We start from the raw sequence: 19,368 nt of genomic DNA, 5'->3' as shown, positions 1-19,368 counted from the left end.
GTACCGCGGCCCGGCACCCTCCGCGGCGGGTGCCGGGCCGCTGTACGTGTTGGGCCTCAGAGCGGGATGTTGCCGTGGGCTCCCCGTCCTGGCGGGGCCTCCGCCAGGGCGGCAACGAGCCGGCGCTTGGTCTGCGACGGCTCCACCACCTCGTCGACGACGCCGATCTCCCGCGCCCGGTTGACCCCGCCGGCGATCCGCTCGTGCTCGGCGGCCAGCTCGGCGTGCAGTGCTTCCCGCTCCCCGGGCGGGGCGGCGGCGAGCTTCTTGCGGTGCAGGATGCCGACGGCGGCCTTCGCGCCCATCACGGCGACCTCGGCTCCCGGCCACGCGAACACGGCGGTGGCACCCAGCGAGCGGGCGTTCATCGCGATGTAGGCGCCGCCGTAGGACTTCCGCGTCACCAGCGTCACCCGCGGCACGACGGCCTCGGCGAAGGCGTGCAGCAGCTTGGCGCCGCGGCGGACCACGCCGTCCCACTCCTGGCCGACGCCGGGCAGGTAGCCGGGGACGTCGACCAGCACGACCAGCGGCACCCCGAACGCATCGCACATCCGCACGAAGCGGGCTGCCTTCTCCGCCGACGCGGAGTCCAGGCAGCCGCCCAGCCGCAGCGGGTTGTTCGCGATGACGCCCACCGTCCGGCCGGCCAGTCGACCCAGCGTGGTGACCACGTTGGGCGCGAAGCGCGGGTGCAGCTCCAGCCCGGGCCCGTCCAGCAGCGAGGCGACCAGCGGCTTGACGTCGTAGGCCCGGTTGCGCTGCTCGGGGAGCAGCGCCATCAGGTCGACGGCGGGCTCCTCGGCGGCCGGGGCGAAGGCACCCTGGGCGGCGAGGAGGTCGACGGCCTGGCGGGCGGTCTCCAGGGCCTCGGCCTCGGTCTCGGTGACCACGTGCACCACACCCGAGCGCCGGCCGTGGGTGTCCGGGCCGCCGAGCTGCTCCTGGTCGACCACCTCACCGGTGACCGAGCGGACGACGTCCGGACCGGTCACGAAGACCCGCCCGGCCGGTCCCATGATCACCAGGTCGGTCAGCGCCGGGCCGTAGGCCGCCCCACCGGCGGCCGCACCCAGGACGACGGACACCTGCGGCACCCGCCCGGAGGCGCGGACCATCGCGGCGAACACCTCGCCGACCGCGTGCAGGGCGGTGACGCCCTCGGCCAGCCGGGCCCCGCCGGAGTGCCAGATGCCGACGACCGGCACCCGCTCCCGCAGCGCGGTGTCGATCGCGTCCACGATGTGCCGACAGCCGTCGAGGCCCATGGCACCGCCCATGATCGTGGCGTCGGTGCAGTAGGCGACGGCGGGGGAGCCGGCCACGGTGCCCCGGGCGGCGAGCACCCCGGAGGTGTCCCGGGCGGCCAGCAACTGCATCGAGCTGGGGTCGAAGAACCGGGTGAGCCGGTCCTCGGGGTCCCGCGGGTCGATGGTCGGGGTGGTCGGCGGGGCGGCGGAGATGGTGGTCATGAGCAACTCCTCGAAGCGCAGGTCCGGAGGTTGTGGCCGCGCAGCAGGGCCCCGCCGCGAGCCCGGGGGTGGACGGGGCCCCTCATCACACCGTTGTGAACACCAGGGCCATGTTGTGCCCGCCGAAGCCGAACGAGTCGTTCAGTGCGGCGGAGAAGGTCGCCTTCCGCGCGTCGCGGCGGACGATGTCGAGGGCCTGGACGGCGGCGTCGTCGTCGGGGTCGTCCAGGTTGGCGGTGGCCGGCACCAGCTGCTCGCGCAGCGCGAGGATGGTGAAGACCGACTCCAGCGCACCCGCCGCACCGAGCAGGTGGCCGGTCTGGCTCTTGGTGGCGGTGACGAGCGGGTGGTCGCCGATCGCGTCGCGGATCGCCGCAGCCTCCGCGGTGTCGCCGATGGGGGTGGAGGTGGCGTGGGCGTTGACGTGGCCGATGTCGGCCGCGGTCAGCCCGGCGTCCCGGATGGCGGCGGTGATCGCCCGCCCGGCCCCTTCCCCCTCGGGGTGCGGGGCGACCAGGTCGTAGCCGTCGGCGGTGCCACCGGCGCCGGCCAGCCGGGCGTGGATCTTGGCTCCACGCGCCTTCGCGGCGTCGGCCCGCTCCAGCACCAGGGCGGCGGCGCCCTCACCGAGCACGAACCCGTCACGGCCCTTGTCGAACGGGCGGGAGGCGCGCTCGGGCTCGTCGTTGCGGGTGCTCATCGCCCGCATCGCGGAGAAGCCGGCCATCGGCAGCGGGTGCACGCAGGCCTCGGTCCCACCGACGACGACCATGTCGGCCCGGTCCAGCCGCAGCAGGTCCAGGCCCCAGCGGATGGCCTCGGCCCCGGACGCACAGGCGCTCACCGGGGCGTGCACCCCGGCCCGGGCACCGACGGCGAGGCCGACGGCTGCGGCCGGGCCGTTGGGCATGAGCATCGGGATGGTGAAGGGGGAGACCCGCTTGGGGCCCTTGGCCTCGAGGATGTCGTCCTGGTCGAGCAGGGTGACGGCACCGCCGATGCCGGTGCCGAACACGACGGCGACCCGCAGGGGGTCGACCCCGGAGTCGGCGCCGGCGGCGTCGCGCCAGGCCTCCTCGGCGGCGATCACGGCGACCTGCTGGCTGCGGTCCAGCCGCCGGATGCGCACCCGGTCGAGCACCTCGGCCGGCTCGATGGTCAGCCGGGCGACGAGCTGGGCCGGGAAGTCCTTGGCCCAGTCGTCGGTGATGCGGCTCACCCCGGACCGGCCGGCCAGCAGCGCCTCCCAGGTGGAGGCCACGTCGCCACCGAGAGGTGTGGTGGCGCCGAGCCCGGTGACGACGACGTCAGCGGTGGGCGTGCTCATGGACGTTCCTCCTGGGACTGGCTGGGCCTGGCCGGACGGCCGGGGGGAGTGCGGGGAGAGCTGGGTCAGCCCTGGTTCTTCTCGATGAAGGACATCGCGTCGCCGACGGTCTTGATGTTGGCGAGCTCGTCGTCCGGGATCGCCACGCCGAACTTGTCCTCGACGGCGGTGGCGATCTCGACCATCGACAGCGAGTCGACGTCGAGGTCGTCGGTGAAGGACTTCTCGGGGGTGGCGTCGGCGGGGGCGACCCCGGCCACCTCCTCCAGGATCTCGGCGAGACCGGCCTGGATGTCTGCGGTGCTGGGCACGCGGGGTCCTCTCTCTGGCGTGGGTGGCGGGGGCCCGGGAGGGTCTCCGCCTCGTCCGGGACGGGTGTCCCGGGGGTCTGTGGCCGGTCGGTGCAGCGCCTCAGGGGAGGCGCAGCACCTGACCGGCGAAGGTGAGCCCGGCTCCGTAGCCGAGCACCAGGGCCAGGTCACCGGACTTGGCCTCACCGGACTCCATCAGCGCGGTGAGCGCCAGCGGGACGGAGGCCGCCGAGGTGTTGCCCGACTGGACGATGTCCCGGGCGATCACGGTGTTCTCGCTGAAGCCGAGCTTCTTGGCCATCGACTCGATGATCCGCAGGTTGGCCTGGTGCGGGGCGAAGACGTCGATGTCGGCGGCGGTGACGCCGGCCTTCTCCATCGCCTCGAGGAGCGTCTGGGTCAGCTTCGTGGTGGCCCAGCGGTAGACGGTCTGGCCGGCCATCGTCATGGTCGAGCGGCCGGCGGCGATCTCGATGGCGGTGTACTGGTCGCCGTCGCTGCCCCAGGCGACCGGGCCGATGCCCGGCTCGTCGGTCGGGCCCAGGACGGCTGCGCCGGCGCCGTCGGCGAAGATCACCGCGGTGCTGCGGTCGGTCTGGTCTGTGACGTCGGAGAGCCGCTCGACCCCGACCACCAGCACGTTGGTGGCCTCACCGGTGCGGATGGCGTCGTTGGCCACGCTGAGCGCGTAGCAGAACCCGGCGCAGCCGGCGTTGAGGTCGAAGGCGCCGGGGCGCGGGATGCCCAGCCGGTGTGCGACCTGCGGGCCGATGCCCGGGATCGGGGCGGTCAGGCTCGCGCTGGCCACGATCACCAGGTCGATCTGGTCGGGGGCCAGCCCGCTCGCCGCCAGCGCCTTGCCGCCGGCGGCGATGGACATGTCGACCAACGTCTCGTCCTCCGACGCCCAGCGGCGCTCGGCGATGCCGACCCGGGACTGGATCCACTCGTCGTTGGTGTCCATCACCTGGGCGAGCTCGTCGTTGGTCACCCGGCGGCGGGGGCGGTAGGAGCCCAGGCCCAGGATCGTCGCGCCGGCAGCCCCCTCCCGCAGCTTGATCGTGGTCACTCGGAAACCTCCGGGTAGAGACGGGCGATCGGGTCACCGGCGTCGACGAGGTCGCCGTCCTGCACGAGCCACTCGGCGAGGACGCCGTCGTAGCCGGTGGAGACGTTGACCACCTCGCGCCGGCTGTGCACGGCGCCCAGCGGGCTGCCGGCGGGGAGGTGGGTGCCCTCGGGGACCTCGGCCGGGCGGACGGTGCCCCGGACCGGGGAGACGACGACGCGCCAGTCGGGGGAGTGCTCGGCCTCCGCGCGGCCGCGCTCGGCGGCGATCAGCTCGCGGGCGCGGTCGAGGTCGGCCGGGCTGGTCAGTGCCAGCACCTCGATGTCGCTGCCCTTCCACTCGCGCTTGGCCAGGCCGGCCAGCGCGCCGGCGGGCGGGAGCTCCAGCACGGCGGTGACACCGAGGTCGCGCAGGGTGGCCAGGCAGGCGTCGAAGCGCACCGGGCTGGTGACCTGGCTGACCAGCCGGGACAGCACCTCGGCGCCGTCGTCGACCGCGGCGCCGTCGGCGTTGGAGAGCAGCAGCCGGCTGGGGGCGGCCGGTCGCAGCCCGCCGATCAGGCCCTCCAGCTCGGCGCGGGCGGAGGCCATGTGGTGGGTGTGGAACGCCCCCGCCACCGACAGCGGCATGATCCGCGCCTTGGCCGGCGGGTCGGCCTTGAGGGCGGCCAGCCCGTCGAGGGTGCCGGCGGCGACGACCTGCCCGCCGCCGTTGCGGTTGGCCGGGACCAGGCCGTGCTGCTCGATCGCGGCGAGCACCTCGTCGGGGTCACCACCCAGGACGGCGGACATCCCGGTCGGGGTCTGCGCGCAGGACCTGGCCATGGCCCGGCCGCGGACGGCGGTCAGCGCGATCGCCGCCTCGACGGACAGCACGCCGGCCAGGGCGGCGGCGGTCAGCTCGCCGACGCTGTGCCCGGTGATGACGACGTCCCGCCCGGCGTGCGGGGAGTGCACCACCGGCCCGGGCATCCCGCCGAGCTCACGAGCGATGAAGAGGCTCATCGCGACGACCAGCGGCTGGGTGACCGCGGTGTCCTTGATGGCCTCGGCGTCACCGGTGGTGCCGAGCTCCAGGAGGTCGGCGTCGGCGATGGCACCGGCCCAACGGAAGAACGACTCGGCCCCGGGGAGCTCGAGCCAGTCGGTGAGCATCCCGGGCTTCTGTGCACCCTGTCCGGGGGCGAGAACGGCCAACACGTGTTCACCGTGCCAGCCCGGACGTCCGCGCGGGGCGGCATCGCCCACGAAGATCTACGACCTCCTCTTGGAGGATCCCTCCAAATGGAGGGCCAGCAACCCGACATCGGGGCCGCGTGTCGGGCGCAGAGACCACAACCGGTGGCACCTCAGTGCCAGAGGGAGCGGCCACCTTCGAGCTGCGCGAGGGCCAGCGCCAGCTGCAGCGTCCAGGCGCCGCGAGGGTCGGTGGCCGAGCACCCGGTGAGCTCGGCGGCTCGCTTGAGCCGGTACCGCACGGTGTTGGTGTGCACGAACAGCGCCCGGGCGGTGGCCTCCAGGTTGCCCCCGTTGCCCAGCACGGTGCGCACCGTCTCGAGCACCTCGGGGCCGGCCGCCTGCAGCGGCGCCGCCACCTGCTCGGCCAGTGCGGAGCGGGCCAGCGGGTCGCCGTCGAGGGCCCGCTCGGGCAGCAGGTCCTCCGCCTCGACCGGCCGGGGCGCGGCGGGCCAGGCCGGTGCGGCACGGAGCCCGGCGAGGGCCACGGTGGCCGACTCCCCGGCATGGGCGAGCGAGCCGACCCGCGGGCCGAGCACCACCGGGCCGGGGCCGAACTCCCGGCAGACCCGGGAGGTCACCTGGGCGAGGTCGGAGGCGCCACCGAGGACGACGACCAGCTCGTCGGCGTGCACCCCGACGAGCACCTCGCAGCCCAGCGACCGGGCCGCCCGGCGGACGGCGGCGCGGGCGTCGTCCTCACCCGGCGGAGCCGAGCCGACCAGGACGACGACCGGCTCGGTCTCCGTCCAGCCCAGGGCCGCGGCCCGGCCGGGGAGCTCGTCGGAGCGGTCACCGCGGACCAGGGCGTCGACGACCAGCGCCTCCAACCGGGCGTCCCAGGCGCCGCGGTTCTCCGCGAAGCTGGCGTAGACGTGGGCCGCGGCGAAGGCGATCTCCCGGCTGAACTGCAGCACGGTCAGCCGCAGCCGGTCGGCGTCCCCGGGCTCGGCGACCTGATCGACCCGGTCCTCGACGACCTCGACGGTGACCTTGATCAGGTCCACCGACCGCTTGAGCGGCACGGCCTGCATCAGCTCGCGGGGCGCAGCGCCGAACACCTCACCGGTCAGCCGCGGCGGCCGGCCGGGGTTGCGGCACCACTCGACCAGGGAGGCGATGCCGGCCTGGGCCACCAGCGTCACCCAGGACCGCTGGCTGGCGGGCATCGCCCGGAACCAGGACAGCTCCTCGTCCATCCGGGCCACCGCCTGGGTGGCCAGGGCGCCGGAGGAGCGCTCGAGCCGGCGCAACGTCGCCTCCGAGGGCTGCGTGCGCACCGGACCTGCTCCCATCCCACCAGCCTGTCACGGTGCGCCCCGCGTGCGGGATCGTGGAGTGGTGCACACCGCTCCTCCGGGTCAACCCGCCCCCGCCGTCCGCCGCGAGACCGCCCGATGAGCGGGCTGGACTCCCGGGTGCTGCTGGCCCCGCAGGACGGGTCGCTGGGCCCCCTGCTGCGGCTGGCCGACGACCGGCTCGGCGCAGCCGCCGGCTACGGACGGCACGCCCACGCCGACGTCGACGTGGTGGCGGTCGTGCTCGCCGGTTCCCTGCGGCACGCCTGGGGGCGCAAGGCCGTGCTGGGCGTCGGGGACGTCGCCGTGCTGCGCGCCGGCCGGGGGCTGGAGCACGACGAGGTGGCCGGCACCGGGGGAGCGCACGTCGTCCAGACCTACCTGCGGGCCGCCGACCCCGGGGCGCCGCCGGCGCACGACGTCCTGCCGCGGCCGACCGGGTGGGTCGACCTCGGCCGGACCGACGCCCGGCTCTGGGTGGGCGACGCCGGTGCCGACGTGCCGCCCGGGCTGCGAGTGCTCGTCCGGGACGGTGAGGTGACCGTCGCGCCGGGGGACGGCCCGGTCGAGGGCCCGGCGGCCGTGCTGGTCTGGCAGCTGGACGCCGCCCGGCCGGCCTGGGCAGAGTGACGAGCATGGACATGAACTCGGCTCCCTCGCAGGGGCCCGCCGCGAGCTCGCGAGTGGTGGGGGGCGAGGGGGTCCTTCCGCTGCTCGCCGCCGCCCGGGCCGACGCCGACCGCACCGTGGACCTGCGCCGCCGGCTGCACCGCCAGCCCGAGGTCGGGCTGCAGCTGCCGGCCACCCAGGCGATGGTGCTGGCCGCCCTCGGCGACCTGCCGATCGAGCTGACCACCGGCACCAGCACCAGCTCGGTGGTCGGGGTGCTGCGCGGCGCCCGCCCCGGCCCCACCTACCTGCTGCGCGGGGACATGGACGCCCTGCCGCTGACCGAGACCACCGGGCTGCCGTTCGCCTCCGAGGTGCCCGGGGCGATGCACGCCTGCGGGCACGACACCCACGTCGCCATGCTGGCCGGCGCAGCCCGGCTGCTGGCCGCGCGCCGGGACACCCTGGCCGGGCAGGTGGTGTTCATGTTCCAGCCGGGGGAGGAGGGCCACCACGGTGCCCGCTTCATGCTGGAGGAGGGGCTGCTCGACGTCGTCCCGGACGCCCCGGTGAGCGGCGCGTTCGCGCTGCACATCTCCACGGTCTTCCCGACCGGCACGATCAACGTCCGGGCCGGCGCCATGATGGCCTCGGCCGACCAGTTCCGGATCATCGTGCACGGCCGCGGCGGGCACGCCTCGACCCCGCACCTGGCCGCCGACCCGGTGCCGGTCGCGGCGGAGATCGTGCTGGCGCTGCAGGCGATGGTCACCCGCCGGGTCGACGTCTTCGACCCGGCGGTGGTCACGATCGGGCACCTGGAGGCGGGCACGAAGGACAACATCATCCCGCCGTCCGCGGTCATGGACGGCACGATCCGCACCCTCTCGCCGGAGCGGCGGGCCGACGTCCTCGCCTCGGTGCAGCGGGTCGCCGAGCACGTCGCCGCCGCCCACGACCTGCGGGCGGAGTTCGTCCGGGTCGAGGGCTACCCGGTGACCGTCAACGACGCCGGGGTCGCCGCCCAGGTGACCGAGGCGGCCGCGCAGCTGCTGGGGGAGCAGGCCAGCGCAGTGATGGCGGCGCCGCTGATGGGCGCGGAGGACTTCTCCTACGTGCTGGAGCAGGTGCCCGGCGCGATGGCGTTCCTGGGCGCCTGCCCGCCGGAACTCGACCCGGCGACGGCCCCGGGCAACCACTCCGACCTGGTCGTCTTCGACGAGGACGCCCTGCCGGCCGGGGTGGCGATGTACGCCGTCATGGCGGCCCAGGCCCTCGCGGGCTGACCGGTCACCTCGGGTCCCTGAGGTCCGCCGCGGCCCGGAGTGCCCGGACCGCGGCGGCCGGGTCGTCGGCGGCGAACCGCACGGCCGTCACCGTGGCCGAGCGACGCCCGAGACCGATCGTGGTGGGGCCGGTCAGCCGGACCTCCACGCCGGTCGAGCCGGAGACGCCGAGCACCAGTTCGTCGTCGGCCACCGAGATCGTCCGGTCCGGTGCCGGCCGCCGGCGGACGGCGACCGAGGCCACCCGGTCCAGCGGCACCCGGACGTCGGCGAACGTGGCCGCGCGCAGCCGCAGCACCTCCCAGGTCACCACGTGCGGGCGGACGACGTTGGCGGCGGCCATCCCGGCGACGAACAGCAGCGTCCAGACCCCGGCGACCAGCAGCACCCACCGCACGGTGGTCCAGGGCACCGCCAGCTCCACGACGGCCACCTCGACCACCGTGAGCGCCAGGAAGGTGACGGCCATCGGGCGCAGGTCGCGGTGGTAGGGGATCGCGACCGCGCCCGGCGGGACCCCGTGCCGGCGGCGGCGCGCCAGCAGCACCAGCGACGCCCAGAGCCGCAGCTCGTGGTGCACCGCGGCCGCGACCGGGCCGGGCAGCACCGTCCGGAGGGCTTCGCCCAGGGCGGCCTCGGCCTCGGCCCCCGCCGTCCTGGCCTGCCGGTACCGCCGCCGGGCGGCGACCAGCTGCCCGGCCACGGTCAGCGCGAGCAGGCCCTCGACCAGGACGAACAACAGGGCGGCACTGCCCAGCGAGAGCACGCCGCCGGCGACCAGCACCACCTCGACGAGCAGCACCGCCGGCCCGGCCCACCTCAGGACGCGCACGTCGCCCACCCGGGACCCGCCAGCTCGATGCACCGGCGCTGGGCCGGGCTGAGTGCGGCGAGGAAGGCCGCCCAGGCGGTCTCCCCGTGCCCCCCGTCCTCGGCCGGTGAGCCGGTGGGGCCCGGGAAGAGCTCGGGGCCCAGCGTCCGGAGCTCCATCGCCACCTCGGCGACCACGGGATCGGCTGCCGCCACCCCGGCCAGCGCCTCGAACCGCGCTGCCCAGGCACCGATCCGGTCGACGGCGGCGGGGTCGGCGAGGACGGCGCGGTAGCGGTCGGCGATGCCGGTGAACTCCTCGGCCCCACCGGCGGTCTCCAGCAGCTCGAGCAGGTCGCGTTCCCGGCTGAGCTGGTCGGGGCCGGTCCCCGGCGCGGCCGTGGTCAGGTCGCGCAGCAGGTCGGCGACCTGCTCGGAGGTGGTGAGGTCCGCCCGGGCGAGGAGGCCGGCGAGTTGCCGGCGTCGGGCGCCGATGGTCTCGGCCTGCCGAGCCAGGTCGGCATCGAGGGCGAGCAGCGCATCGCGCACCCCGGTCCCCTCGGTCGGGTCGGTGCCCAGTGCGGCGGTGACCTCCGGCAGCGACAGGCCGAGCTCGACCAGCCGGCGCACGCGGAGCAGCCGTGCCGCGTCGTGTGCGTCGTAGTCGCGGTAGCCGTTGGCCAGCCGGCTGGGCTCGGGGAGCAGCCCCACGGCGTGAGAGTGCCGGATCGTCCGGGTCGTCGTCCCCGCCAGCCTGGCCAGCGCACCGATGCTCACCACGCCGTCAGCATGGACCTTGCCGCAGCGTCAAGGTCAACACGACGAACGGCCCGCCTCCCCGGGATCGGGGAGGCGGGCCGTTCGGTCAGATCGCGAACTCGTCGGCGACTACGCCTCCGGCTGCTGCTCCGGGGAGGTGCTCGTGTCGGCCGGAGCGGCCTGCACCTCACCGATCTGGTACTTCTCGACCGCCTGCCGGACGACGTCGCGCTCGATCTCACCGCGCTGGGCCAGCGAGGCCAGCGTGCGCACGACGATCGACTCGGCGTCGACCCGGAAGTGCCGGCGCAGCGCCGGGCGGGTGTCGGACAGGCCGAACCCGTCGGTGCCCAGCGACGTCATGCCGCCCGGGACGAACGGGGCCAGTAGGTCCGGCACCGCCTTCATCCAGTCCGAGACCGCGATGACCGGGCCGGGGACGTCGGTCAGCTGCTGGGTGACGTAGGGGACCTTGGGCTCCTCCGCCGGGTTCAGCAGGTTCCACTCCTCGGCCTGGACCGCCTCGCGGCGCAGCTCGTTCCACGAGGTCACCGACCAGACGTCGGCCGACACGTTCCAGTCCTGGGCGAGCAGCTCCTGCGCCCGCAGCGCCCACGGCACGGCCACCCCGGAGGCGAGAACCTGTGCCTTGGCGCCCTTGTCGAGCTGCGGGCCCTCGGCGTAGCGGTACATCCCGGCCAGCAGCCCGGTGACGTCCAGGTCCTCCGGCTCGGCCGGCTGGACGTAGGGCTCGTTGTAGACCGTCAGGTAGTACATGACGTCGGGGCTGCGGTGCCCGCCCAGCGGGGCGCCCGGGTCCTCGCCGTACATCCGCCGGAGGGCGTCCTTGAAGATGTGCCCGAGCTCGTAGGAGAACGCCGGGTCGTAGGAGACGACCGCCGGGTTGGTCTCCGCGAGCAGCAGCGAGTGCCCGTCCTCGTGCTGCAGGCCCTCGCCGTTCAGCGTGGTGCGCCCAGCGGTGGCGCCCAGCAGGAACCCGCGGGTCATCTGGTCACCGGCCGCCCAGAACGAGTCGCCGGTCCGCTGAAAGCCGAACATCGAGTAGAAGATGTAGATCGGGATCATCGGCTCGTCGTGCGTCGCGTACGACGTCCCGGCGGCGATGAACGACGCCGTGGAGCCGGCCTCGTTGATCCCCTCGTGCAGGATCTGCCCGGTCGTGGACTCCTTGTAGGCCAGCATCAGCTCGCGGTCGACCGAGGTGTAGTTCTGGCCGTGCGGGTTGTAGATCTTCTTCGTCGGGAAGAGCGAGTCCAGCCCGAAGGTGCGGGCCTCGTCGGGGATCACCGGGACGAAGCGGGGGCCGAGCTCCGGGTCCTTGATGAGCTCCTTGAGCAGCCGGACGAACGCCATGGTGGTGGCGACCTCCTGCTTGCCCGAGCCCCGCTGCACGACCTCGAAGGCCTTGTCGTCAGGAGCCTTGAGCGGCTTGGCCGCGTAGCTGCGCCGGGGGATGGACCCGCCCAGCTGACGCTTCCGCTCCATCATGTACTGCATCTCGTCGGAGTCGGCCGCCGGCTTGTAGTAGGGCGGCAGGGTCTTGTCCAGCTCCTCGTCGGGGATCGGCAGGTACAGCCGGTCCCGGAAGTTCGCCAGGTCCTCCGCGGTCAGCTTCTTCATCTGGTGCGTGGAGTTGCGGCCCTCGAAGTGGTTGCCGAGCGTCCAGCCCTTGATGGTCTTGGCGAGGATGACGGTGGGCTGGCCCTTGTGGTCCATCGCGGCCTTGTAGGCGGCGTAGACCTTGCGGTAGTCGTGGCCACCGCGCTGGAGCTCCCAGACCTCCTTGTCGCTCATGCCCTCGACCAGCTTGCGGGTGCGCGGGTCGCGGCCGAAGAAGTGCTCGCGGACGTAGGCGCCGTCCTCGGCCTTGTAGGTCTGGTAGTCGCCGTCCGGCGTCTGGTTCATCAGGTTGACCAGCGCGCCGTCGCGGTCGGCGGCCAGCAGCTTGTCCCAGCCGCGGCCCCAGATCACCTTGATGACGTTCCACCCGGCGCCGCGGAAGAAGGACTCCAGCTCCTGGATGACCTTGCCGTTGCCACGGACCGGACCGTCGAGCCGCTGCAGGTTGCAGTTGACGACGAAGGTGAGGTTGTCCAGCTCCTCACGGGCGGCCAGGCCGATCGGCCCCAGCGACTCGGGCTCGTCCATCTCGCCGTCGCCGAGGAACGCCCACACGTGCTGGTCGGCGGTGTCGGCGATGCCGCGGTCGTGCAGGTAGCGGTTGAACCGCGCCTGGTAGATCGCGTTCATCGGGCCGAGGCCCATCGAGACGGTGGGGAACTCCCAGAAGTCGGGCATCAACCGCGGGTGCGGGTAGGACGACAGCCCGCCGCCGGGGTGGCTGACCTCCTGCCGGAAGCCGTCGAGCTGGTGCTCGTCGAGCCGGCCCTCGAGGTAGGCCCGGGCGTAGATGCCGGGGGAGGCGTGCCCCTGGAAGTAGATCTGGTCGCCGCCGCCGGGGTGGTCCTTGCCGCGGAAGAAGTGGTTGAAGCCGACCTCGTACAGCGATGCCGAGGACGCGTAGGAGGAGATGTGACCGCCGACGGCGATGCCCGGGCGCTGCGCGCGGTGGACCATGATCGCGGCGTTCCACCGGATGTACGCCCGGATCCGGCGCTCGACGTCCTCGTCGCCGGGGAACCACGGCTCCTGCTCCGGCGCGATCGTGTTGATGTAGTCGGTGCTGCGCAACGCGGGTACGCCGACCTGCTGTTCGCGGCTGCGCTCGAGCATCCGGAGCATCAGGTAGCGGGCTCGGCCGCGACCGGCGTGGTCGACCACCGCGTCCAGGGACTCGAGCCACTCCTGGGTCTCGTCCGGGTCGGTGTCGGGGAGTTGGCTGGCCCGCCCGTCGGTGATGACCGCACGGGGGCTGCCGATGGTGCGGGCGGGGTCTCCGTCCGACTGCTGCGTTGCGCTCATGGCCACATCGTCTCCTGTCGGGGCGGCGCACGTCACGTCCGCCCCGTCTCGTGTCCTGCCAGACGGGACGGCCGGCGCGGCCGCCCCGCCCGGTCGGGACCTTGCGCCTGCCCGTCGATGCCCTACGCTCCGCTGCAACGGTGGCCCGGACAGCGCAGCCCCGCACCCCGCGAGACGCGGGGGACGGGTGCGCCAGGGGCCGCCCTCCACCCGGGCAGAGGGGGTCGGGTCGAGTCCGCGAGAGGTCCCGACCAGGCAGGCCGGGCCAGGACAGGGCACCATCCCCCCAGGACGAACGCACCGGCGCACCACGCGACGGGGCGCGACAGACCGCACAGCAGCACACGACACCGCCCGGAACAGACGGGCAGCGAGCACACGGAGGAACAGCGGGGATGAGCGTCGACTCGGGCAGCACCAGCATGGCTGCCCGGCTGGGGATAAAGCCGGGCATGGTCGTGCAGGAGCTCGGCTGGGACGAGGACGCCGACGAGGACCTGCGCGACTCGGTCGTCGAGCTGTCGGGCGGCGAGATGGTCGACGAGGACTCCGACGAGGTGGCCGACGTCGTCCTGCTGTGGTGGCGCGACGAGGACGGCGACCTGATCGACGCGCTCGTCGACTCGATCGCCTCCCTCGCCGAGGACGGCGTCGTCTGGCTGCTCGTGCCGAAGTCCGGGCGCCCCGGCCACGTCGAGCCCGGTGACGTCACCGAGGCCGCCCCCACCGCCGGGCTCGCACAGACCTCCAGCATCTCCGCGGCCAAGGACTGGTCGGGCATCCGGCTGGTCACCCCGAAGGCGGCCCGCTCGCGCCGCTGAGGCACGATCGGGTGATGACCCTCACCGTCGGCGACGCCGCCCCCGAGTTCAGCCTCCCCGACCAGGACAAGCAGGTCGTCTCCCTCTCGGGGTTGCGGGGTGCGCCGGTCCTCGTCGTGTTCTACCCGTTCGCCTTCTCCGGGATCTGCACCGGCGAGCTGTGCCAGCTGCGCGACGAGCTGGCCACGTACACCGACGCCGGGGTCCAGGTGGTGGCCATCTCCACCGATCCGACCTTCAGCCTCAAGGCGTTCCGGGCCGAGCAGGGCTTCGGCTTCCCGCTGCTGTCGGACTTCTGGCCGCACGGCGAGACCGCCCAGGCCTACGGGGTCTTCAACGAGCGGGCCGGGATGCCGCTGCGCGGTACGTTCCTGGTCGACGCCGAGGGGACGCTCGTCTTCGCCGAGGTCAACCAGCCCGGTGACGCGCGTGCGCAGTCGGGCTGGAAGGACGCCGTCGCCGGGCTGCCCGCCACGGCGTAGCGGGAGGGCCCCGACCGCCGCACCGGGGGACGGGGCCCGAGGGCGCGTAGCTCAGTGGTAGAGCGCTCGCCTTACAAGCGAGTGGTCGGGGGTTCGAGCCCCTCCGCGCCCACCTGTCGTCCCACTCCTCCGAACCGGTCGTCCGACGCCACGCGGCCGGGCGCCGGTGGGAGCGCTTGCGGCCCGTGCGGGGCGCCTGCCGGGCTGCGGTCGCTGGTGATTCGGATCACCCCGACGAGGTAGGGCCCCTCGTCGGCGCCGCCTCCAGGGCCGATGCGAGGACATGCGACGCAACGGCAGGCCGCTCCGGTGGGGGCTTGGGCGGGGCACCCCGCTGTGGGCCCACCTCACCGCCCTGGTGCTCATCCCGCTGCTCGGTGTCGGTGCCCTGACCTGGTGGTTCGTCCGTCTCCGCACGGACGAGGCGGCCAGCGCCGCCCGCGCCGCAACAGCGGTTCACGCCGTGGCGCTGCTGGACGCGGTCCGCAGCAGCGTCGAGGAGGAGGTGGTCCCGGCGCTGTCCCTGGCGCTGCTGGACGACCCCACCATCGCTGCCTCCGCGCAGCTCGCCGATGACGCGGTGATCGCCGAGCGGGCGCAGGCCAGGGGCGCCTTCGACCGGGCGCAGGAGACGACCGACCGCGCCCTCGCGCTCCTGCCGGCAGGTTCGGTCGGTGCGGCTGCGGCGGCCCGGGCAGCCGGCCACCTGGCCGACGTCCGCACGCAGCTCGACACCGCGGCCCTGGGCCCGCTCGACGTCTACGCCATCTACTTCGACGTGGTCAAGGGGCTGATGCACGCCGAGCGTGCGGCCGCTGCAGCAGCGACCGCCGAGGAGGCGCCGCTGGTCACGGCGCAGGCAACCCGGGACGTCGAGCTGGTCGCGGCGCTGACCCAGCGCGCCGGTGAGGTCATGCCGCTGTTCTTGAGCGAACAGCTCTCCGGTGGCGCCCCCGAGGGGTACGCGGGGCTGTCCTGGGAGAACGCCTGGGTGGACTACACCGGCTCGTACCGGCACATGGAGGAGCTGTCACGGAGCGCACTGCGGGTGACCTGGGCCGAGGGCCGTGAGTCCGCGACCTTCACCGCCGTCGACGACGTCCTGCGCGGCTACGCCGACGGCTCGGTCACCGCGGCCATGCCGATCGACCAGGTGGTGGCCCTGGCCCGGGCCCACGTCGCCCGCAGCACCCTGCTCGCCGGCATCCTGGACGTCGCCGTCGACGACGCGCAGTCCCTCGCCGCAGCGGACCAGCAGGCGGCCGCCGAGAGCCGGGTCGTGGCCCTGACCGTGGGGGCGGGGCTGCTGCTGCTGTCCGGCGCGGGGGCCTTCCTGCTCGGCCGCACGGTCTCCCGGGCGCTGCGGTTGCTGGCCGGACAGGCCGAGCAGGTGAGCCAGGGTGCCCTGGTCGACGTCGAGGTCGGCGGCCCCTGGGAGGTGCGGACGGTGTCCACCGCTCTCGGCGCCGCGGTGGCCAGCTTCCGCCGGATCGAGGAGCAGGCCGACGCGGTGGCCCGGGGCGACCTCTCCGACGCCGTGCTGGAGGAGCCGCTGCCCGGTCCGCTCGGAGAGGTCGTACACGCCTCCATCCGGCAGATCGTGCAGTCCGTGCGCCAACGCGACGAGCTCCAGTCCGCGCTCGCCCACCAGGCCGCGCACGACCCGCTGACCGAGCTGCCCAACCGGGCGCAGGCCCTGCGGCTGACCGCGGCGGCGCTGTCCCGCGGCCGGCGCGCGGGCACCATGACCGGCCTGCTGTTCGTCGACCTGGACGGCTTCAAGTCGGTCAACGACACCCACGGTCACGCTGCCGGGGACGACGTGCTGCGGGAGGTCGCCGTCCGGCTGTCCGGGATGGTCCGGGCGGGGGACGTGGTGTGCCGGCTCGGCGGCGACGAGTTCGTCGTGCTGGTCGAGGCGGTGGAGGACGAGCGCGCGCTGGTCGAGCTCGCCGAGCGGCTGATCACGGCGACCAGCGAGCCGATCCGGCTGGCCCACCACACGGTGCGGGTCGGCGCCAGCGTCGGCGTGGCTGTCAGCCGGGACGCCGACACCGACGCCGACGTCCTGTTCGTGGAGGCGGACACCGCGGCCTACCGGGCCAAGCGGCACGGTCGGGGTCGGGCGGAGGTCTTCGACGAGGTGCTGCGTGCGCAGCTCGCCGAGCGGGCTGCGCTGGAGGCTGCGATCAGGGTGGGTCTGGCCGAGGGCGAGATGCAGCTGTACTACCAACCCGTGGTCGACGTGGTCTCGGACCGGGTGATCGGGTACGAGGCCCTGGTGCGCTGGCAGCGACCCGGGCACGGGCTGGTCCCGCCGGACGTCTTCATCCCGGCGGCCGAGGAGTCCCAGCTGATCTGCGAGCTGGACCGCTGGGTGCTGCACGAGGCCACCCGGCAGCTCGCCGAGTGGCGCAGCGCCGCCGGGGTGGCCCAGGACGAGCCGGAGCCGACCGTCGCGGTGAACATCTCCGGCCGGCACCTCACCGACCGTCGGGTCGTGCAGGACGTCGGTGACGCGCTGGCCGCCTCGGGGCTGCCCGCGCACCTCCTCGTGCTCGAGGTGACCGAGACCGTCCTGGTGGCCGACCCGTCGGCGATGGACCACCTGGTCACCCTGCGGGCGCTGGGGGCGGCCGTCGCCATCGACGACTTCGGCACCGGCTACACCTCCATCGGTCAGCTGGGGCACATGCCGGTCGACACGCTCAAGATCGACCGCAGCTTCATCGGCTCCGACGACCCCGGCCACGGCGACCTGGTGGCGCTGATGATCCGGGCGGCGCACACCTTCGGGCTGACCGTGGTCGCCGAGGGCGTCGAGGAGCCCGAGCAGCTGGCGCGGCTCCGGGCCGACGCGTGCGACCAGGCGCAGGGGTGGCTGTTCCACCGGGCGCTGCCCGCCGCCGAGGCCGGTGCGCTCCTGCAGCAGGGTGTCCACGCGCCGTCCTGAGGGAGCGGGCCGCTCAGTCCTCGGTGCCGCGGACGCCGGACCGCCGGCCCGGGGTGGTCTCCCGGATCAGCCGCCGGGCGGCGTCCACCTCCCGGGCGACCGGGGCCAGCACGCCGTCGGCGTGGATCTCGGCGTCGTCGGGGGCGCGGTGCTCGCGCAGGTCCTGCTCCAGCTCCCGGATCGCCTTGCGGAGCACGCCGACCTGCGCTGCATCGGGCGCCGGTTCGCCGGCGCGCAGCGCGATGACCGCCTCGGTGACGGCGTCCGACGTCCGCTCCAGCTGCACGATGACCGGCCACCAGGCCGCCGCCCGGCTGCTGATCGGCGGCGGCTCGGCCAGCCGGCGCTGCAGCTGGGTCTGCAGCTCGGTCAGCGCCCGGTAGCTGCCCCGGCGGGCCCGCCGCGTGGCCTCGGGGCCCTCGGTGAACGCGGCGTCGACGAACCGGTCCAGCGCCAGGGTCGCGCCGCGCAGGGCGTCGTCCAGCGGGGCCCGCCAGGTCTGCGGCCACAGCAGGTAGCCGAACACCAGCACGATCCCGCAGCCGATCAGCGTGTCGACCAGCCGGGCGCCGACCAGCCCGGCGCCGCTGGGCGTGGCCAGGTCCAGCAGCAGGATGATCAGCGGAGTCTGGAAGACCGAGAACAACCCGAAGTTGCCGCTGCGGGCCCACGGCAGCGCACCGGCGGACAGTGCCAGGGGGAGCAGCACCCAGGCGTCCCGCTCCAGGAAGGTCAGCAGCAGCGACCCGATCAGGACGCCGAGCAGGGTGCCGGCGCCGCGCTGCACCGCCCGGGTGAACACCGAGCCGTAGTCGGGCTTGAGCACGATGGCCACCGTCAGCAGCACCCAGTAGGGCCGTTCGATGGGCAGCAGCTGGCGGGCGATCTCGGCGACCGTCATGCACAGGGTGAGCCGGACGACGAAGGCGCGGGAGTCGGCGTTGCCCAGGGTCCGGTCGAACAGGTCGTGCAGCCGGACCCGCCACTCGCGCTCGGCGCGCACGACCGCCGCCGAGGCCCGCTGCTCCGGGTCGCCGACGACGTGCCACACCAGCCGGAGGCCGTGCCGGACCGCCCGGCGCGGCGCGGGTGCGTCCTCGACCGGCGGCGGCCGTTCGCCCAGCACCGGCCGGCGGCTGGTGACGGCGGTGGCCAGGGCGTGCGCGGCCCCGATGTCGCGGGAGTCGGCCGGCACCCCGCTGCGGGCACTGGCCACCGCGCCCTCCACCAGCGGGGCCGCGGCGTTGAGCACCCCGGCCAGCTCGGCGAGCTCCCGGCTGCGGCCGGCCGAGCGGCTGCGCGCGTACAGCACCCGGTCGTAGCCGGCGTTCAGCGCGAGGGTGAGCTCCCGGCGGGCCGCCTCGGTGCGGTCGGTGCCGATGGCCTCGAGCAGCTCGGCGACCCGGGTGAACACCGCCCCCACCGCGGACCGGTCGGGGTCCAGCGGCTCGGTGCGCGCCTGCACCAGGACGGCGAGGGCGCCCCACGCTGCCCCGGCCAGGAAGAACCCGAGCTCCACGCCGGCCGACAGCGGGGTCTCCAGCCCGGAGGAGATCGCGGTGTAGATGAGCAGCTGCAGGGCGCCCAGGGAGAAGGCCCCGCTGATCGAGCTCAGCAGGGCGGCGATCGCCGAGACGACGACCATCAGCAGCACCGGCTGCCAGCCGCCGCCGCTCAGGCCGTGCCCGACGAGCAGGCCGACGCCGCCCAGCAGCGACGCCGCGGCGACGCGGCGCAACCGGACCCGGAGCGGGCCCGACTGCGGCGCCAGCGTCGCGGCCAGCGCCCCCATGGTGGCGAAGACACCGGCCCCCACCGCCGGTCCCTGCACGCCGCCGATCGCGAGGGCGAGGGCCAGCGGGCCGGGGATGACCAGGGCGAAGCGGGTGACGTCGCGCCACGGCACGCTCGCGGGACTGGTGTGCACCAGCTCCTCGAGCCAGGCCGGTGCCCGCAACCCCCGCTCCGCCACGGGGGCAGCCTCCCACCCGGA

At 74.5% G+C, this 19,368-nt stretch carries 15 protein-coding genes and 1 tRNA gene; 6 read left to right on the top strand and 10 right to left on the bottom strand.

Going from position 1 to position 19,368, the window contains the following annotated elements; translation table 11 throughout:
- Positions 1–56: 56 nt before the first annotated feature.
- From O2W16_RS02030 to O2W16_RS02005, 6 genes are all read right to left on the bottom strand, one after another.
- Positions 57–1,472: an acyl-CoA carboxylase subunit beta gene (locus O2W16_RS02030; RefSeq protein WP_269157128.1), complete on the bottom strand. Its 1,416-nt coding sequence runs from the start codon at positions 1,470–1,472 to the stop codon at positions 57–59.
- 85 nt (positions 1,473–1,557) lie between these two features.
- Positions 1,558–2,799, bottom strand: coding sequence for a beta-ketoacyl-[acyl-carrier-protein] synthase family protein (locus O2W16_RS02025; RefSeq protein WP_269157127.1), 1,242 nt, complete (start codon positions 2,797–2,799; stop codon positions 1,558–1,560).
- A 65-nt stretch (positions 2,800–2,864) separates the two neighbouring features.
- On the bottom strand, positions 2,865–3,110 hold the full coding sequence (locus tag O2W16_RS02020; RefSeq protein WP_036341438.1) for an acyl carrier protein: 246 nt from the start codon (positions 3,108–3,110) through the stop codon (positions 2,865–2,867).
- A gap of 100 nt (positions 3,111–3,210) precedes the next feature.
- Positions 3,211–4,179 (bottom strand): beta-ketoacyl-ACP synthase III, encoded by a 969-nt coding sequence (locus O2W16_RS02015; protein WP_269157126.1) that lies wholly within the window; start codon positions 4,177–4,179, stop codon positions 3,211–3,213.
- The gene (locus O2W16_RS02010) at positions 4,176–5,378 is read right to left on the bottom strand and encodes an acyltransferase domain-containing protein (protein WP_269157125.1); all 1,203 of its coding nucleotides are present in this window, start codon (positions 5,376–5,378) and stop codon (positions 4,176–4,178) included. Before O2W16_RS02010 ends, O2W16_RS02015 begins: the two co-directional genes overlap by 4 nt.
- Positions 5,379–5,527: 149 nt before the next feature.
- Positions 5,528–6,694, bottom strand: coding sequence for a PucR family transcriptional regulator (locus O2W16_RS02005; protein ID WP_269157124.1), 1,167 nt, complete (start codon positions 6,692–6,694; stop codon positions 5,528–5,530).
- Between the two features lie 117 nt (positions 6,695–6,811).
- Between O2W16_RS02005 and O2W16_RS02000 the strand changes: the two genes are divergently transcribed.
- Positions 6,812–7,342, top strand: coding sequence for a pirin family protein (locus O2W16_RS02000; protein WP_269157123.1), 531 nt, complete (start codon positions 6,812–6,814; stop codon positions 7,340–7,342).
- 5 nt (positions 7,343–7,347) lie between these two features.
- The gene (locus O2W16_RS01995; RefSeq protein WP_269157122.1) at positions 7,348–8,607 is read left to right on the top strand and encodes a M20 metallopeptidase family protein; all 1,260 of its coding nucleotides are present in this window, start codon (positions 7,348–7,350) and stop codon (positions 8,605–8,607) included.
- Between the two features lie 4 nt (positions 8,608–8,611).
- Here the strand turns inward: O2W16_RS01995 and O2W16_RS01990 are convergent, their stop codons facing one another.
- The 3 genes from O2W16_RS01990 to aceE all read right to left on the bottom strand — a co-directional run bounded on the left by O2W16_RS01990 (position 8,612) and on the right by aceE (position 13,119).
- Positions 8,612–9,439, bottom strand: a complete 828-nt coding sequence (locus O2W16_RS01990) for a hypothetical protein (protein ID WP_269157121.1) — start codon at positions 9,437–9,439, stop codon at positions 8,612–8,614.
- The gene (locus O2W16_RS01985; protein WP_269157120.1) at positions 9,427–10,197 is read right to left on the bottom strand and encodes a helix-turn-helix domain-containing protein; all 771 of its coding nucleotides are present in this window, start codon (positions 10,195–10,197) and stop codon (positions 9,427–9,429) included. The genes O2W16_RS01990 and O2W16_RS01985 overlap by 13 nt, the downstream gene beginning before the upstream one ends.
- Before the next feature lie 108 nt (positions 10,198–10,305).
- Positions 10,306–13,119: a pyruvate dehydrogenase (acetyl-transferring), homodimeric type gene (aceE, locus tag O2W16_RS01980; protein ID WP_269157119.1), complete on the bottom strand. Its 2,814-nt coding sequence runs from the start codon at positions 13,117–13,119 to the stop codon at positions 10,306–10,308.
- Positions 13,120–13,514: 395 nt separating this feature from the next.
- Between aceE and O2W16_RS01975 the strand changes: the two genes are divergently transcribed.
- The 4 genes from O2W16_RS01975 to O2W16_RS01960 all read left to right on the top strand — a co-directional run bounded on the left by O2W16_RS01975 (position 13,515) and on the right by O2W16_RS01960 (position 17,375).
- Positions 13,515–13,940: a DUF3052 domain-containing protein gene (locus O2W16_RS01975; protein ID WP_164699990.1), complete on the top strand. Its 426-nt coding sequence runs from the start codon at positions 13,515–13,517 to the stop codon at positions 13,938–13,940.
- A gap of 14 nt (positions 13,941–13,954) precedes the next feature.
- The gene (locus tag O2W16_RS01970; RefSeq protein ID WP_269157118.1) at positions 13,955–14,422 is read left to right on the top strand and encodes a peroxiredoxin; all 468 of its coding nucleotides are present in this window, start codon (positions 13,955–13,957) and stop codon (positions 14,420–14,422) included.
- 40 nt (positions 14,423–14,462) lie between these two features.
- Positions 14,463–14,534 (top strand) — tRNA-Val (locus O2W16_RS01965).
- A 171-nt stretch (positions 14,535–14,705) separates the two neighbouring features.
- Positions 14,706–17,375 carry a putative bifunctional diguanylate cyclase/phosphodiesterase gene (locus O2W16_RS01960; RefSeq protein WP_269157117.1) on the top strand — a complete coding sequence of 890 codons (2,670 nt, stop codon included), beginning with the start codon at positions 14,706–14,708 and terminating at the stop codon, positions 17,373–17,375.
- 13 nt (positions 17,376–17,388) lie between these two features.
- On the opposite strand, the gene O2W16_RS01955 is transcribed toward O2W16_RS01960, so the two are convergent.
- On the bottom strand, positions 17,389–19,347 hold the full coding sequence (locus O2W16_RS01955; RefSeq protein WP_269157116.1) for an FUSC family protein: 1,959 nt from the start codon (positions 19,345–19,347) through the stop codon (positions 17,389–17,391).
- Positions 19,348–19,368: the final 21 nt, after the last annotated feature.

The organism is Modestobacter sp. VKM Ac-2984 (genome assembly GCF_026967985.1).
Classification (GTDB): Bacteria; Actinomycetota; Actinomycetes; order Mycobacteriales; family Geodermatophilaceae; genus Modestobacter.
Note: the sequence above shows the minus strand (reverse complement) of the source record. Positions and strands in the feature narration are given on the sequence as shown.